Here is a 15,763-nt window from a genome sequence, read left to right on the forward strand (position 1 = left end):
CGGGCGTCGCCGATCGGCCCGGAACCCAGGTGCTCAAACTCTACTACATTTCCGACAGGAGCCTGACCCCGGGGGCGTTGCCGCATGAGCCGATCCTCGCAGCCGTCCGCGCCGGGGTCGACATGGTGCAGATCCGGGAGAAGGACCTGAGCGCGAGAGCGAGGATCGAGATGGCCCGCGAGGTGATCGCGGCAGCGGCGCCTCGAGGGGTGGAGACGTACGTGAGCTCGCGGTTCGACATCGCCATGGCGGTCGGCGCGAGCGGCGCGCATCTCCCGGCCGACGGCCTCGCCGCGCGCGACGTGCGACGGAAAGGCGGGTCGCGGATCCGGATTGGAGTTTCGACGCACGGCGTGGAGGAGGCGATGGAGGCGGAGTGGCAGGGGGCCGACTTCATCACGTTCGGCCCGGTCTTCGACACTCCTTCGAAGAGACGGTACGGCGCGCCGGTGGGCCTCGCCGCGCTGGCCGGCGTGCTCGACGCGGTGCGGTTGCCCGTCTTCGCGCTGGGAGGCATCACCATCGACAACGTGGCGGAGGTCGCCGGACTGCCGGTCGCCGGCATCGGGATGATTTCCGGCATCGCGCTCGCGCCCGATCGGGCGGAGCGCATCGCCGGGATCCGGGCCGAGGTTCGGCGGGTCCGCGGAGGAGATGAATGAATCGCACCGTGATGAGCATCGCGGGCTGGGATCCTTCGGCCGGCGCGGGTGTGGCGGCCGATCTGAAGACGATCGCCGCCTTCGGGCACTACGGCGTGGGCGTGATCACGTCGGTGACCGCGCAGAACACGACCGGGATCCAGGCCATCTATGACCTGCCGATGGAGTTCATCGCGCAGCAGATCGAGTCACTTCACTCCGACATCGATATCCACGCGGTCAAGGTCGGCATGCTCGGGACCGCCCGCGCGGCCACCATCGTCGCGAGCCTGATCCACACGCTCCGGCTGGAGAACGTCGTGGTCGATCCGGTGCTTCGCTCCACGAGCGGGACGTCTCTCCTGGAGAAGAAGGCGATCTCGGTCCTCCGGGAGAAGATCTTTCCGCTCGCCGCGGTCGTGACGCCGAACATGGAGGAGGCCTCCGCGCTCACGGGCGCGCGGGCCACCGACGTGCGATCGATGAAGGAGGCGGCGCGCGCGCTCGTCAAGGCCGGGGCCCGGGCCGCGGTGGTCACGGGGGGGCATCTCGGGCCGCGCGCGATCGACATCCTTTACGACGGGCGGAAGTTCTCCCTCTACGACTCGACGATGATCCCCACGACGAACACGCACGGCGTCGGCTGCACCTTCGCGACCGCGGTCGCTTGCCTCCTCGCCCGCGGGACCGCGCTTCCCGAGGCCGTGGACGAGGCGAAGCGGTACGTCGCCAGGGCGGTCAACCATCCCTACAAGATTGGCAAGGGGGACGGCCCGCTCCACCACGTTCCCGCGATCGCCTGAGCCCGGAGAGTCGCCTCTTGACGACGCCGCCAGGCATCGAGACGGAACCCCGGGAGGCGCCGGCGCCGCCCGCTCCCCCTCGCCTCGACAAACGGTCGCTCCTGCAGCGCGCGAGGAGCCGGCTGGTCAAGCTGGCGCCGAAGCCCATCGTGCGGCGCCTCGCCGCCCCCTACATCGCGGGTGAGACGCGCGGCGAGGCCATGGCGCTCGTCCACCGGCTTCGCGCCGATCGAGGGCTCTGCAGCACGGTCGACGTCCTCGGCGAGGCGGTGACCCATGCGGGTGAGACGGCCGCCTTCCTCGACGAGTACGTCTCGGCCCTCGAGGATCTCGCGGGGTGCGAGTACGCGAACATCTCCGTCAAGCTCTCGGCGCTGGGACAGGGAATCGACGACGCCTTGTGCGCGAGGAATCTCGAAGTGCTCCTCCGGAAGGCGGCGTCGGTGAACCAGTTCGTCCGGTTCGACATGGAGGATCACACGACCGTCGATTCGACGCTGGGGTTCTACCGGAAGTTCGCGGGGCGCCACCCGCGGATCGGCATCGTCCTCCAGTCACGCCTGTTCCGCACGCCGGCCGACGTCGCCGCGCTGTCGCCCCTGAGGCCGAACGTGAGGCTGTGCATCGGCATTTACCGCGAGAGCGAGGCGATCGCGTTCCCGGACAAGGACTCGATGAAGTCGCGGCTGCTCGGGCTGCTGCGGACGATGTGGGAGAACGGCCAGTACGTCGGATTGGCGACGCACGACGAGCGGGTGATCCGGCGGGCCCTGGCGCTCGCGCGCGAGCTGGGGAAAGGCCCCGAGGCGTTCGAAGTGCAGATGCTCCTCGGCGTCCCGCGCGCGGGGCTTCAGGAGGAGCTGATGAAGATGGGCTTGAAGGTCCGGCTCTACGTGCCGTACGGGAGGCACTGGTACCAGTACTGCCTGAGGCGGCTCGAGCACAATCCCGAGATGGCCAGCCTCGTCGTGAAGAACCTGCTCCGGATTCGATGACGCCCGTCGCCGCAGCCCGCCGGATCAGTCCCGTCCGGCTCTCCCGAAATCGGTCTTCACCCGGATGAAGAGGGTGTCCGGCGGGCGCATCACGAAGAAGACCGCCTGCCCGTCGCGCCGGTGCTTCACGTCCGCGAGGGCCGCGCCCATCTCCTCCACGGTCTTCACGGTCACGCCGTTGACCGACACGATGACGTCGTCGGGCGTGAGCCCCGCGACGTCGGACCATCCCGACTCCTCCAGATCCGACACGACGACCCCGTCGACGTTGGGGTCGAGATTGAGCGCCTGCTGCACGTCGATCGTGATCTCGCGGACCGTGAGCCCGAAATCCTCGTCCTTGTACTCGGCGGCGCGGGAGGCCGTCTTCGGCGCCTCGCCGAGCATCAGGCTCACGTGCATCGGACGCCCGGCGCGCCAGAGATCGATGTCGGTGGCGTGCCCGACGCCCAGGATCTCGATGCGGCGGCGGAAGTCCGCGAGCTGGGCGTCGAGATTGATCTTCAACGGCTGCCCGTCGAGCGACGTCAGGATGTCGCCGGGGTTCAGGCCGGCCGCCTGCGCCGGTGAGCCTTCCACGACGGCGCCCACGATGATGCCGCCGGTGACGGGGAGCTTCCAGTAGTCGCGAAGGTCCTCGGAGAGCGCCTGCATCACGATGCCGATCCACGCGTGCTTCACGTCGCGGGCCAGGTCGAGCGGCGGGGGCGCGGCGAGCGACTTCGCGAAGGCTCCGTAGGGCATCACCATCGCGTAACCGGGGCGGCGGCTCTGGGCCTGGCCCATGTTCGCGATGATCGAGAGGAGGTTGCCGGGCGATCGATTCTGATCGAGATCTTCGACGAGAACGTCCTTGGCAATCAGGCCGATGGCGGTGCCGTCGGGCCGGACGACGAGGCCTCCGACCGAGAGGTCCTGGAGAATCGTGTCGACGCCGAAGAGCGGCGTCGTCGCCCTGGCCGCGGAGTTGACGACCGTCTGGAAGACCGAGGGGGTAAAGCCGTACTTGCGGCCGAGAACCCCCACGACGACCACCGGATCGCCGATGGACAGCGCCGCCCCCTCGCGGAAGCGCACCGGGCGCAGCTCCGGAAGCGCCGTGCTCTCGGCGCGAAGGTAGGCGAGGTTCAGCGTGCGATCGATTCCCACCGCCTCCGCCGCATACGTTCGATCGGCGTCGAGGTGGAGCTTGAACTCGCCGGGGACCAGCGTCTCCCGCGGCTCCCCGCCGGCCTCCGGGAAGATGTCCCCCGGAACGACGATGAGGCCGCGCGCGTCCACCACCAGCCCGCAGACGGCGCCGTTGGCCTTCGGCCCCTCGAGCCCCGTCTCGCTCTCCATCTGGCGGAGTGAATAGGTGATGCCGACGACGCGCCCCTTCGCATCGTTGTAGATCTCCCTGAGCGTCGCAGGCTCCGCGGCGGCTGCGAGCGTCGCGCTCGCGGCGACGGCGACGGCGACGGCGATCGCGAGGCGCGGACGCGGGGCCCCGTGCGTCCGGGCGCGCCTCATCGGCGGCCCCCACCGCCGGCGGGCTCGCCCGGCGCCGGCAGCCTGGATTCCTCTTTCTTGTAGACCGGCTTCAGGAGGTGGTAGTAGACGACGTGCCCGCGGCGGACCTCGGCGAGGATGCGCTCCGTCCGCGCGTCCCCGAGTGATCGGCACAGCGAGCGGAAGGCGTCGAGTCCGTCGACCTCCTTCGACTCGAGCGTCTTGAGGATGTCCCCGTGACGGAGCCCCGCGTCGTCCGCGAAGGAATCCTCGCGCACGCCGGAGACGAGCACGCCCTTCCGGTCGTCGAGCTTGAGCGCTCTCGCGGTCTCCTCGGTGATCTCCTGCGCCGTGAAGCCCCACTCCCGGCACTCGACCTGCTTCGCGTCGACCCTCGGGCGCTCGCGCGTCGAGACCTGGGTCCACCCGTGTTTTCCGTTCCGGAGGTAGACCACGTCGACGACCGAGCCGACGGGCGTGTCGGCGATCAGCTTCTCGACCCGGGGGATGTCCTCCTCGAACCGGGCGGAGACCCCGTGCTCTCCGAACGTGAGCACGACGTCCCCGGCCCGCAACCCTGCGTCGGAGGCGGGTGAGCCGCCGGCGACGCTCGCGACGACCGCCCCGCGCTCCGGGGGCACGTCGAGGTACCCCGCCAGGGGCTGGAGCTCCTGCCACGTGACGCCGATCCACGATCGGGAGATTCCCCCGTTCGCGATGAGCTGCCGGCTGACCTCCTTCGCGAGGTTGATCGGGATCGCGAAGCCGAGGCTCTCGCCGACGATCGTGATCGCGCGCGCGTTGATTCCGACGACCTCGCCGCGGAGGTTCACGAGCGGGCCCCCCGAGTTGCCGGGATTGATCGCCGCGTCGGTCTGAATCCAGGTGTTGTACTGGCCGGTGATCGCGCCGGAAGGGAGCTGATCCTCGGGGAAGTAGCGGTTCAGGCTCGAGACGACGCCGAGGGTCAGGGATCGCGCGAGCCCCAGCGGGCTTCCGAGCGCCATGACGATTTCGCCAACCTGAAGCCTGTCGGAATTGCCGAGCTCGGCGACCGGGAGGTCCTCCGTGACCGCGGATCGATCGAACTTGAGAATCGCGAGGTCGGAGAGCGGGTCGATTCCGATCACCGTCGCCTCGACCTCCTGCCGCGTGCTCAGGGTGCACGTGACGCGCTGCGCGTTCTCGACGACGTGGCTGTTCGTCATCACGTACCCCTCAGGGGAGATGATGACCCCCGAGCCGGTCACGGCGAGCTTCTCCTGCTTGCCGGCGCGGTAGACCTCGAGGATCGGCTGGATATGGACGAGAGAGGGGAGGACGCGATCCCGCGCGCGGTAGACGACCTTCTGGTACCCCCCGGCCGCTGCGCCGCGCGGGGCGGCGCACGCGATCAGCGCGAGGGCGGCGAGGCCGCGGAGGAGCGGCGCGACTCGGGAGAGGTTTTTTTCCATGGGATTCTCGGCGGCACACCGACCGACCCCAACCCTATCACACGGATCGGCGGGCGGCCGCGCCGCGCCGTCAACCGCACAGGACCGCGCCGCCGTTCACGTTCAGGATCTCGCCGGTGATGAAGGTCGCGTAGTCCGAGGCGAGAAAGGCGACGGCCCCGGCGATCTCGTCTGCGGTGCCGACGCGCCCGAGCGGAATTCCCGCCTCGATGCGCGCCCTCCCGCCACCCGCGAACGGGCGGTCGTTCATGTCCGTGTCGACCCATCCGGGGGCGACGCAGTTGACGAGGATTCTCCGGGGAGCCAGCTCGGGGGCGAGCGATTTCGTGAGGGCGATGAGCGCCCCCTTCGACGCCGCATAGTGCGAATGTTCCGATTCACCCCGCTGCCCGGCCGTGGAGGCTATAAAGATGATACGCCCTCCCGAGGGAGAGCGGCCGAGATGGGGGACCGCGGCCCGCGTCACGTAGAACGAGCCGAGAAGGTTGACGCCAATCGTTTCGGTCAGCACGTCATCCCGGAGCGACTCGATGGGCCCGTCGGTCCAGATGGCGGCGTTGTTGACGACGATGTCGAGCCGGCCCCACAGCCGCGCCGCATCCTCGACCATCCGGGCGGCCTCGCCGGCTTCGGCGACGTCGGCCCTCAGCGCGGAGGCGGCGCCCCCCTCCGCGGCGATCGCCCTCACGACCTCGCGCGCGGCGGCCTCGTTCGCGCGGTAGTTGACCGCAACGCGGGCGCCGGCGCGCGCGAGCATGAGGCAGCACGCGCGCCCGATCCCCCTCGAGCCCCCCGTGACGAGCGCGCAGCGTCCGGCCAGATCGATGCGAAGGTCGCGCGTCACCTTGCGGCCTCGGGCGCGACGTGCTCGACGAGCGCGAGCTGGCCGCAGGCGGCGGAGATGTCCCTTCCCCGGTTCTTGCGGATGGAGCACGGCACGCCCGCCTCGATGAGGGTGTCCCGGAACTCCTTCACGAGCCCCATGTCGGGTGCGCGGTACTCGAATCCCTCCCCCGGGTTCCACGGGATCAGGTTCACCTTCGCCCGCAGCCGGTGCTTCCTCACCAGGGCCGCGAGGCGCGCGGCGTCGTCGAGCGTCGCGTTGATCCCGTCGAGCATCACGTACTCGAAGGTCACGCGCTCGCGCGGAGCGAGCGGGAACTCGGCGGTCGCGGCGAGGAGCTCGTCGATCGGGTGCTTCCTGTTGATCGGCATGATCCGCGATCGGATCTCGTCGGTGGTGGCGTTGAGGGAGATCGCGAGCTTCGGCCGGAGCGCCTCGGCGGCCAGGCGCCGGATGGCCGGCACCATCCCGGCCGTCGACAGCGTGATTCGCTTCGCGGAGATCCCCACGCCGCCGGCGCCGGCGAGGACGCGAAAGGCCTTCATCACCTCGTCGTAGTTGTGGAGCGGCTCACCCATCCCCATGAAGACGACGTTGACCGGCCGCGGATCGTCCCCCCGCTCGTCGAGGAGCTGCAGGGCCTGGGAGACGATCTCCCCCGCCTTGAGATGGCGGACGAGGCCGAGCTTCGCCGTCAGGCAGAAGCTGCAGTCGAGGGCGCACCCTGCCTGCGAGGAAAGGCAGAACGTGATGCGCCGCGGCTCCGGGATGTAGACGGCCTCGACGCGGGCCCCCTGGACCTGGAGCAGGAACTTGCGCGTCCCGTCCGCCGACGCCTCCACCCGGGCGACGGCGGCGCGCCCGATGTCGAAGCTCCCGGCGAGCCGCGCGCGGAGGGAGGCCGGGATGTTCGTCATCTCGTCGAAGGTCAGGGCCCGGCGCGCGTAGATCCACGAGTAGATCTGGCGCCCACGGTAGGCGGGCTCGCCGAGGGAGGCGAGGGTCGCCTCGATCTCTTCGAGCGATCTGCCGATGAGCGACGGCCTGCGCGGCGCCGAGGGCTCCGCGCGGCGGGTTGACGCGGGGTTTCTCTTCATGAGCCTGCGATTCTATCACCCACCGGCGGCCTGCTTCCTCCACCAGAGAAACGCGGGCAACCCGGCGAGCGTGAGCGCCGTGCCGATCGCGGCCTCCCTCGGCGAGGCCGCGATCGTCGCGGCGAGGAGCCCGGCGGAGAAAACGATGAACGCGATCGGCGTCCAGGGATAACCGAGCGTCCGGTACGGGCGCGGCGCGCCGGGATCCCTCCGCCTGAGGACCAGGACGGCCACCGCCGCCAGCCCGTAGAAGACGAACTCCACGAACATGACGTAAGTGAAGATCTCGTCGTAGCGCCCGCTGAAGACCAGGACGCACGACCAGATTCCCTGCGCGATGAGCGAGGCGGCCGGCGTCGCCCGATCGGGGTCCACGTCGGCGATCTTCCGGAGGAAGTAACCGTCCCGGGCCATCGCGTAGTAAACGCGCGCCCCCGCCATGATGAAGCCGTTGTTGGCGCCGAGGCACGACACGATGACCAGGGCCGAGACGAAGAGGGCGCCGGCCGGGCCGATCGCCGCGCGGGCCGTCTCGGCGGCGACCAGGTCGGAGGCCGCCATGCCGTGCGCCCCCAGCGTGGCGAGGTAGGCGGCGTTGAGACCCAGGTACAGCGCCACCACGATCAGCGTCGAAGCCATCGCGGCGCGAGGGATGTTTCTGCCCGGATCGCGCACCTCGCCCGCCACGAACGTGACGTGAATCCATCCGTCGTAGCACCACATCGCCGCCATGAGCGCGACGCCGAATGGGGCGAGGAGCGACAGCGCGGAGCCGGTCGGCAGCACCGGCGAGAAATGGGCGGCGCGCCCGGAGCCCAGGGCGAGCGCGACGAGCAGCACGAGGGCCGAGACCTTGGCCACGGTGAGGACGTTCGAGACGAGGGCCCCCAGCGACACGGCGCGGGCGTTGATCCACGTGAGGCCGGCGATGCTGATCACCGCGACGAGACGCACCTCGATGTCCGTCATCGACACGAAAACGCGCAGGTACGTGGCCGCCGCGACCGCGACGGCGGCGATCGCCCCGCACTGGATCGCGAGGAAGAGGGCCCAGCCGTACAGGAAGCCCCAGATCGGTCCGAAGGTCCGGGCGAGGTAGACGTAGATGCCGCCCGCCTCGGGAAACATCGCGCCGAGCTCCGCCAGCACGAGCGCGCCGAGCACGGAGAAGAGGCCCCCGAGGACCCACACGGCGAGGTGGAGGAGCGATCCATCGAGGTCGCGGGCGATGGCCGCCGACGTCAGGAAAATCCCGGAGCCCACCATGGTGCCGACGTTCAGGAGCGTGACGTCGGTCAGGCTGAGGGACCGGCGCAGGGAGACGGCGGGCATGCGGCAGTATACGTGGTACGATCCGCCCGCATGCCCGGCGAACCGGTCGACGCGAGCCTCGCGAAGGCTTCCACGATCCCGGCGGAGTGGTACACCGATCCCGCGATCCTCCGCCGCGAGGAGGAGCGCGTCTTCGGCACGACGTGGCAGCTCACCGGGCTGACGTCGAAGGTCGCCTCGCCCGGCTCGTACTTCACCGCCACCATCGCGCGCGAGCCCACCGTCGTCGTGCGCGACGGCGAGGCGACCCTGCGGGCTTTCTCGAACGTCTGCCGCCACCGGGCCGGACCGGTCGCGCGAGGCGAGGGGTGCCGCCGATCCTTCCAGTGCGGCTACCACGGCTGGACCTGGGGTCTGGACGGGCGGCTGCTGAACACGCCGGAGTTCGAGGGGGTGGAGGAGTTCGACCGCGCCTCAATCCGCCTCCCCCGGTTCCGGGCCTCGACCTGGGGGCCGCTCGTCTTCGTGAACCTCGACGGCAGCGCGGAGCCGCTCGAGGACTGGCTCTCGGACGTCGCCGGGCGGACCGCCGGCGTCGACATGGCCTCGATGGTCCCGGTCGAGAGGCGCGAGTACACCGTCGAGTGCAACTGGAAGGTGTACGTCGACAACTACCTCGAGGGATACCACATCCCGGTCGTGCACCCGTCCCTCTACCGCGAGATCGACTATGCCGCGTATCGCACGGAAGTCTACCGGGCCTCCTCCCGGCAGATCGCGCCGCTTCGCCGCAGCGGGGATCTCGCGCGGCGCTTCGCCTCGAGCGGCGAGCCGGGGGACACGGCTCTCTACTTCTGGATCTTTCCGAATCTCATGATCAACGTATACCCGGACAACTTTTCGACGAACCTGATCCTGCCGGTCGGTCCCGATCGGACGCGGACCGTCTTCGAATGGTTCTTCCGCGAGCCGGACGCCGTCGCGACGCGGGAGGCTCTGCGCCGCACCGTCGAGTTCAGCGACGAGATCCAGCAGGAGGACATCGGCATCTGCGAGGCGGTGCAGCGCGGCCTCGCCTCGCAGCGCTACGCGCGCGGACGGTTCTCCGTGCGGCGGGAGGCGGGAGTCCACCATTTCCACCGGCTCCTGGCCGGCTGCCTTCAAGGCACGGTCGGCGGCTGAATCGATCCATCGCGTGGGGTGGTTGAGCGGGGGGCGGCCCCGCGGTACATTTCAGGCTCCACAACCGATCGGACGGAGGAGACCCGATGAGAAAAACACTGGCTGCAGCTGTCGTCCTTCTCGCCGTGGGCGCCGCGTCGATGGCGTACGCCTCGATGATCTTCGACAAGCTCCCGAAGTGCTCCGGACAGCTCTGCAGCAGCGTCAACTGTTCCGCCGACGTGCTCTGCGTTTCCGGCGCGCACGTCAAGACCTGCGCGGAGGTGTGCAACAACGGGCACTGAGATCCGGATCGCGACGCAGGGCGCGCTCCTCTTCGCGTTCATCCCGCTGGTGCTCTTCCTCTACCTCCAGCAGCCGCTCGGGCCGGGCCCATCCCTCGCCGTCGGAATCCCGATCATGCTGATGCACCGGCTGTGCGCCGCTCCGTGGGCCGAGCGCCACGCGGGTCGGCGATGCCTCTGGTGCGGCCGGCTCGCGTCTCCATCCGCGATCGAGATCGCCGTCGTCGTTTCGGCGCGCGAGAGGACGTTTCGGGCGTGCCCGGGGGATCACGAGGCCCGGCTGGGACGGTTCTTCACGTTCCTCGAACGGTTCAGGCTCCCGATCGGCGCGGGGATCTTCATCCCGCTGATCCTGCTCCTGGCGGGCACGTCGGCGGTCGCGCTCGGCCGCCCGTTCATCCCGCCACAGGCGAACGGCATCCAGTTCCGGCTCGCCGTCGCCCTCACGGTCGTGACGACCTCCCTCGGTTACCTCGCGGTGCGGAAACCCGCGCCCCCTCTGCGGTGCCCGTTTCCCATCCACAATCTCTCGCTGCTCGGCGTCGGAAACACCCTGTGGGTCTTCCGCGTCGTGGGGACGTGGTGGCTGGTTCTCGCGGCCCGCGGTCTCGCGGACGCGTGAGCGCGCGGCCGTCGCGAGAGCTTCGCTAGGATCTGGCCCTTGGGTCGAGGGACGCGTGGACGAGATCGACGGCGAAGTTCACGACCAGGAAAATGGTTGTCAGGAGGAGCACGCCCCCCTCGACGACCGGGAGATCGCGATCGCCCAGCGCGTCGAAGATGGCTCGGCCGATTCCCGGCCAGGCGAAGATCATCTCGGTGGCGACCGCGCCGCCAAGGAGGCTGGCGAGAACGAGCCCCGCGAGGGTGAGCGCGGGGCCCAGCGCGTTGGGAAACGCGTGGCGCCATAGGATCGCGGAGGGCGAGAGGCCCCGCGCCCGCGCGGCCCGCAGGTACCCGGAGCCCTTCTGCTCGAGAAGGCTCGCGCGCGTGACGCGGGCGACCATCGAGGCCGGAAAGATCGCCAGCGTCAGCGCGGGGAGCGCGAGATGGCGTGGCGAGGGGAAATCCAGCCCCATGATCGCCATGCGCTCGCCCATCCCGGAGATGGGAAACCACCCGAGGTTCGCCGCGAAGAAGATCATCAGCATCAGCCCGAGCCAGAAGGTCGGGAGCGACAGCCCGACCGTGGTGAAAGTGCCCACGATTCCGCCGATGGCGCCGCGCTTCGAGGCCGCGAGCGCGCCCAGCAGGATCCCCGCCGTGATGGCGATGGCCGTCGCCGAGATCGCGAGGACGACGGTCCGGCCGAGCGCCTCGCGCAGGATTTCCACCACCGGTCTTCTTTGAACGTACGAGCGGCCGAGATCGCCTGACGCCAGCTTGCGCAGGTACGCCAGGTACCTCTCCAGCGGCGGCCGGTCGAGACCCCACTCGGCCCGCACCTGCTTCAATACTTCGGGGTCGGCCGACTGCCCCGAGAGAAGCCGCGCCGGATCTCCGGGGATGATGAACATGAACACCCAGACGAGCGTCGCCGAGGCCCAGAGAGCGGGGACAATTTGCATGACCCGCATGGCCGCAGATCTCATCAGCGATCCAGGTGCAGCAGCTCGAGGCTCGCGGCGTAGTCCCCGAGCTGACTCGGGACGAAGCCCCGGACCTTCGGGCCCACAAGCGCGTCATCGAAGTAGAAATAGATTGGCAAGAGGCCCGCGTCGGCGAGCGCGATGTCTTCGACCTTCCGGTAGATGAGGGTGCGCTTCGCCGGATCGGTCTCGCGGCGTCCCGAATCGAGGAGCTTGTCGATCTCCGGATTGCTGTAGCGGCCGTAGTTCCCGCCCGAGCCGAACGACGACGTGTGCAGGAGGGGGCGGAAGAAGGCGTCGGGATCCAGATAGTCCGCGAACCAGATCTGGACGATGAGGTCGGCCGGCATCCCCGTCTCCTTGGTCCCCTCGACGGCCGCCTGGTACGCTGCGAACTCCATCGGCTTCAACTTCAACCGGATCCCGACGGCCGCGAGATCCGCCTGAATCGCCTCCGAGTAGCGCACGATCCCCGTATTGTTCGACGTCACCATGGTGATGTCGGGCAGCCCCTTTCCCTCGGGGTAACCGGCCTCGGCGAGAAGTTTCTTCGCCTGCACCGGATCGTACCGGTACGGTCCCGGCTCGTTCCCGGCGGTGGAGAGTCCAGGAGGCAGCAGACGGGTCGCCGGAATGTCCTTTCCCTCCTGCAGCACGCCGGCGATCCGCTCGCGATCGATCGCGAAACCGATGGCGCGGCGGAGCGCCGCGTTCGACTTGAACGCCCCCGAATCGAAATTGAACGCGAGGAACGACGTCGCGAGCCGCATCCACTTGTGGTAACTCTCCTTCATGTTCGCGCCTATCTCCTCACGCTGTCCCGGTGGGGCCTCGTTGTCGTAGTCGAGATTCCCTGCCTTGAACTCGAGAAAGGCAGTTCCGACATCGGGCAGGTACCGAAAGACGATTCCGGGGATTCCCGGCGGACCCTTCCAGTGATCGCGGAAGGCCGAGAGCGTGAGGGACACGCCCCGCTCCTTCGACTCGAACCGGAAGGGGCCGCACCCGACCGGGTGATCGAGATAGGTCTTGGCGGGGTCGCTGTAGACTTCGGCCGGAAGGATGTTGCCGGCCTGGCTCGCGAGGACCGAGAGGAACGGCGGGTAGGGGTACTCGAGTGTGATCACGACCGTGCGCGGGTCAGGCGCCCGCACGCCGCGGAGGTCGGCGGACTTCTCCGCCGCGAAGTCCGCCGATCCGTCGATCATGTCGAGGAACGACCGCAAGGGGGACGCGACGGCGGGATCGAAGATGCGCCGGAGCGAGAAGACGACGTCGGCGGCGACGACATCGCGGCCGTTGTGAAACTTCACGCCCGGACGCAGGTGAAACGTGTACGTCCGATGATCCGGCGATTCCGTCCAGGCCTGGGCGACGGCGGGCACGACCTTCGTCCCCTCGGGGTTGTACTCGACGAGCCCGTCGAACAGGTTCACCGCGTAGAGAGCCGCGTTCTCGTTGATCGCCATGGACGGGTCGAGCGTGTTCGGCTCCCTCGGCATCCGGTAGCGGAGATACCCGTTGTCCGCGGCGCTGGCGAGCGCGGGAGCCAGGAGACTCAGCGTTGCGAGGAGGGCGGGAATCGCCGCCCGCTCCCATGACGATCTTGCTCTCATGAAACCTCCCTGCGGCGCGACGCGCGCGCCGGACGAATGCTTCGCACGATCACGCCCACGTGCCGCCGCGGCTCCGCGGATCGAGCCGATCGCGAAGTCCGTCGGCCAGGAGCATCAGCCCGCCGACCGTGATGGCGAGGGCGATTCCCGGGTAGATGCAGAGCCATGGCTTGGCGGGCAGGAACAACTTCCCCTCGAGGATCATCCGTCCCCACGACAGATCCGGAGACTGGGCCCCCAGGCCGAGGAACGAGAGCCACGATTCGGTGAGGATGTTGCCCGCGACGCCCACCGTCGCGGCGACGAGGGCCGGAGCGAGCGCGTTCGGCAGAAGGTGGACGAACGCGATGCGCACTCCCCGCGCGCCGAGCGCCCGCGCCGCGTCGGCGAACTCGCGCCGGCGCAGCGATTGGATCTCGGCCCGAACAAGCCTTGCGATGCCGCCCCACCCCATCAGGCCGAGCACCATGAAGACCAGCGTCAGGCTCGGCGAGTCGAACACGGCCACGGCGCCCATCGCGAGGAGGGGTAACGGGAAGGCGAGGAGCACGTCGGCGGATCGCATCAGCAGCGCGTCGATCCTTCCGCCCGAGTAGCCGGCCGTGACGCCCACGAGCAGCCCGAGTGCGAAGGCTATCGCCTCCGCGATGAAGCCGACGGTCAGCGAGACGCGCGCTCCGTGGAGCAGACGACTGAGGACATCACGTCCCTGGTCGTCGGTCCCGAGATAATGGCGGGCGTCGGGCGCGGACGGCGGCTTCACGTCCTTGTCGACGAGCAGGGGATCCTGGGTCAGCTTCAGCCGAGTGAGAGTCGACCCGGTTTCACCCCAGGCGACGGCCGCGAGGGCGACGAGAACCGCGAGGCCCACCACGATCGCGCCAACGACGGTCGAGGGGCTGCGCCAGAACCACCGCCATCCCAAGTGGGCGACCTCCCCGCGCCGGCGGCGCGGACGATCGTGTTCAACGCCGCGCGACGGACGGCGCGCATTCCAACACAGGGGCGAGGCCCGATCAATCGGCGCGGCCCCGCCGCAGAGAGCCGTCGCCGGGGAGTCGTCGGGCGACCTCGACGAGGGTCCATACCGCGCCTTCGTCGCTTCCGGCGAAGCCGCGACGCTTCTCGCCCTGGCGCGCCGCGCGTACGCCGACGCGGCGGGAGAACCGATCGGATCGCCCGTCGATCTTCCCGGAACGGAGGATCGTCCGGCCGGGCCGCGCGACGAGCCACCGCCCCCCGAGTGGCCGGCCGAGCCCACGGGCCTCGTCGTCTGCCTGCGCATGGGCGACCGAATCCTCGCGTGCGAAGGCAGCCGGTTGCCACCGGATCCGGACCTGGCTGCCGGGATCTCGATCCTCGCCGGGCGCCTCGCGGCGAGCCGTAGCCGCGGGCGCGTGAGGACGATCCGGCCCGACGATCGCCCGCGGCTCGTTCTGGAGGCGGCGTTCGTCGCGGGGGCCACCCTTCTCGAGAGATCGGGCCGGCATGTCGTCGTTCCGGAAGGAGTCGACCTGGAGCGGGAAGGATTCGTGGTCGAGGCCGGCGGGGCCGCGATCGTGACGCTTCCAGGGGAGACGGGCTCCGCGCGCGCGGCGCTTCGCATGGCGCGCCGGGCGGGAGTCAGACCCTCCGGGGACGTCCCCCCGGCGGTGTGGCTCTACAGCCCTCTGGCGCGCGCCCGAGTCCCCGCGGTCACTCCCTGATCCTCGCGATCTTCGAGTCGCGATCCGACTCCAGCCGGCGCCGATCCGTGGCGTACCCCGCCTCGGTCGCCCGGAGCTTCTCGGCATCGTCCTCCACCTTGAGGCGCTCCCCCTTGTAGAGAATCTCCCGCTCGGCGAGCTTCGCCTCGTAGAACCTCCGGATCTCGGCGATCTGATCCTTCTGCGCCGCCGTCAGCTTGCGCGCGGTGGTGCCGGACGTCCTGTCCTGCGCGCGCAGTCGTTCCATCGCGATCTCATAGGCGCTCTTCGGCGCGTCACCCATCTCGTGGACCTCCGCATGGCGTCGTGGCAGGGGGAGTCTAGCCGATGGTTCGGGTGCGGGCCGCGTCGAGCCGCACGAGCGCGTTCGCCGAGTCGATTCCCTCGACGCGGATCGCCTTCACCGGCGAGGTGTGTCCCGACGCAATCGTCACGGCGGAGCGCGGAAGCCCGAGCGCCGAGGCGAGCAGCTCGACGACCGCCCGGTTCGCGCGCCCCCTCTCGGGGGCCGCGACGACGGAGAGCTTGAGCGCTCCGGCGTGTGGCCCCGCGATGGCGTCGGCCCGCCCTCCCGCCCTGACCGACACTCTGAGACGACATCCCCCGGGGATGTCCACGAGCGAAATCTCGGCTGCGATCACGGCGCGCCCCTCCCTTCGCGCGAACGACCCGATCTCCTCTCCATGCGCCGCTCGCTCCATCGCGAGTCTATCCGCCGGGAGACAGCTCGGGGCGGTGCGCGTGGTCCCCCGCGGCCCCGATCGGCGCCGGCTCCCCCGCGGAGGTGTA

General features: G+C 69.6%; 17 protein-coding genes. 7 read left to right on the forward strand and 10 right to left on the reverse strand.

Features of this window, described 5'->3' with window-relative positions; all coding sequences use genetic code 11:
* Positions 1-29: 29 nt before the first annotated feature.
* From HY049_09260 to HY049_09270, 3 genes are read left to right on the forward strand one after another with little or no spacing between them, the layout of a single operon-like run.
* Positions 30-662 (forward strand): thiamine phosphate synthase, encoded by a 633-nt coding sequence (locus tag HY049_09260; GenBank protein ID MBI3449089.1) that lies wholly within the window; start codon positions 30-32, stop codon positions 660-662.
* Positions 659-1,444 (forward strand): bifunctional hydroxymethylpyrimidine kinase/phosphomethylpyrimidine kinase, encoded by a 786-nt coding sequence (thiD, locus tag HY049_09265; protein MBI3449090.1) that lies wholly within the window; start codon positions 659-661, stop codon positions 1,442-1,444. The genes HY049_09260 and thiD overlap by 4 nt, the downstream gene beginning before the upstream one ends.
* A gap of 17 nt (positions 1,445-1,461) precedes the next feature.
* Positions 1,462-2,439 (forward strand): proline dehydrogenase family protein, encoded by a 978-nt coding sequence (locus HY049_09270; protein MBI3449091.1) that lies wholly within the window; start codon positions 1,462-1,464, stop codon positions 2,437-2,439.
* A gap of 24 nt (positions 2,440-2,463) precedes the next feature.
* Here the strand turns inward: HY049_09270 and HY049_09275 are convergent, their stop codons facing one another.
* From HY049_09275 to HY049_09295, 5 genes are all read right to left on the reverse strand, one after another.
* The gene (locus HY049_09275) at positions 2,464-3,951 is read right to left on the reverse strand and encodes a PDZ domain-containing protein (protein MBI3449092.1); all 1,488 of its coding nucleotides are present in this window, start codon (positions 3,949-3,951) and stop codon (positions 2,464-2,466) included.
* The gene (locus tag HY049_09280; GenBank protein MBI3449093.1) at positions 3,948-5,384 is read right to left on the reverse strand and encodes a trypsin-like peptidase domain-containing protein; all 1,437 of its coding nucleotides are present in this window, start codon (positions 5,382-5,384) and stop codon (positions 3,948-3,950) included. The genes HY049_09275 and HY049_09280 overlap by 4 nt, the downstream gene beginning before the upstream one ends.
* A 70-nt stretch (positions 5,385-5,454) precedes the next feature.
* Positions 5,455-6,228, reverse strand: a complete 774-nt coding sequence (locus HY049_09285) for a 3-oxoacyl-ACP reductase FabG (GenBank protein MBI3449094.1) — start codon at positions 6,226-6,228, stop codon at positions 5,455-5,457.
* Positions 6,225-7,325, reverse strand: coding sequence for a 23S rRNA (adenine(2503)-C(2))-methyltransferase RlmN (gene rlmN, locus HY049_09290; GenBank protein ID MBI3449095.1), 1,101 nt, complete (start codon positions 7,323-7,325; stop codon positions 6,225-6,227). Before rlmN ends, HY049_09285 begins: the two co-directional genes overlap by 4 nt.
* Before the next feature lie 15 nt (positions 7,326-7,340).
* Positions 7,341-8,657 carry an amino acid permease gene (locus HY049_09295; protein MBI3449096.1) on the reverse strand — a complete coding sequence of 439 codons (1,317 nt, stop codon included), beginning with the start codon at positions 8,655-8,657 and terminating at the stop codon, positions 7,341-7,343.
* Positions 8,658-8,687: 30 nt separating this feature from the next.
* On the opposite strand from HY049_09295, the gene HY049_09300 reads away from it, so the two are divergent.
* The 3 genes from HY049_09300 (at position 8,688) to HY049_09310 (ending at position 10,685) form a co-directional block, all read left to right on the forward strand.
* Complete coding sequence (locus HY049_09300; GenBank protein MBI3449097.1) at positions 8,688-9,779, forward strand: Rieske 2Fe-2S domain-containing protein; 1,092 nt, start codon at positions 8,688-8,690, stop codon at positions 9,777-9,779.
* Positions 9,780-9,865: 86 nt separating this feature from the next.
* The gene (locus HY049_09305; protein ID MBI3449098.1) at positions 9,866-10,063 is read left to right on the forward strand and encodes a hypothetical protein; all 198 of its coding nucleotides are present in this window, start codon (positions 9,866-9,868) and stop codon (positions 10,061-10,063) included.
* 49 nt (positions 10,064-10,112) lie between these two features.
* A complete protein-coding gene (locus HY049_09310) occupies positions 10,113-10,685 on the forward strand; it encodes a hypothetical protein (GenBank protein ID MBI3449099.1) in 573 nt (190 codons plus the stop codon).
* Between the two features lie 25 nt (positions 10,686-10,710).
* Here HY049_09310 and HY049_09315 read toward each other — a convergent pair whose 3' ends face one another.
* From HY049_09315 to HY049_09325, 3 genes are read right to left on the reverse strand one after another with little or no spacing between them, the layout of a single operon-like run.
* Positions 10,711-11,655: an ABC transporter permease gene (locus HY049_09315; GenBank protein ID MBI3449100.1), complete on the reverse strand. Its 945-nt coding sequence runs from the start codon at positions 11,653-11,655 to the stop codon at positions 10,711-10,713.
* Positions 11,655-13,268: an ABC transporter substrate-binding protein gene (locus tag HY049_09320; protein MBI3449101.1), complete on the reverse strand. Its 1,614-nt coding sequence runs from the start codon at positions 13,266-13,268 to the stop codon at positions 11,655-11,657. The genes HY049_09315 and HY049_09320 overlap by 1 nt, the downstream gene beginning before the upstream one ends.
* Positions 13,269-13,317: 49 nt before the next feature.
* On the reverse strand, positions 13,318-14,553 hold the full coding sequence (locus HY049_09325; protein MBI3449102.1) for an ABC transporter permease: 1,236 nt from the start codon (positions 14,551-14,553) through the stop codon (positions 13,318-13,320).
* 34 nt (positions 14,554-14,587) lie between these two features.
* Between HY049_09325 and HY049_09330 the strand changes: the two genes are divergently transcribed.
* Positions 14,588-14,974, forward strand: a complete 387-nt coding sequence (locus tag HY049_09330; GenBank protein MBI3449103.1) for a hypothetical protein — start codon at positions 14,588-14,590, stop codon at positions 14,972-14,974.
* Here HY049_09330 and HY049_09335 read toward each other — a convergent pair.
* Entirely contained in the window at positions 14,964-15,257 is a 294-nt protein-coding gene (locus HY049_09335) for a hypothetical protein (GenBank protein MBI3449104.1), read from the reverse strand. The two genes, HY049_09330 and HY049_09335, sit on opposite strands and share 11 nt — an antisense overlap.
* 37 nt (positions 15,258-15,294) lie before the next feature.
* Positions 15,295-15,675 carry a DUF167 domain-containing protein gene (locus tag HY049_09340; protein MBI3449105.1) on the reverse strand — a complete coding sequence of 127 codons (381 nt, stop codon included), beginning with the start codon at positions 15,673-15,675 and terminating at the stop codon, positions 15,295-15,297.
* Positions 15,676-15,763: the final 88 nt, after the last annotated feature.

This window comes from Acidobacteriota bacterium, assembly GCA_016195325.1.
Taxonomy (GTDB): Bacteria; Acidobacteriota; Polarisedimenticolia; order JACPZX01; family JACPZX01; genus JACPZX01.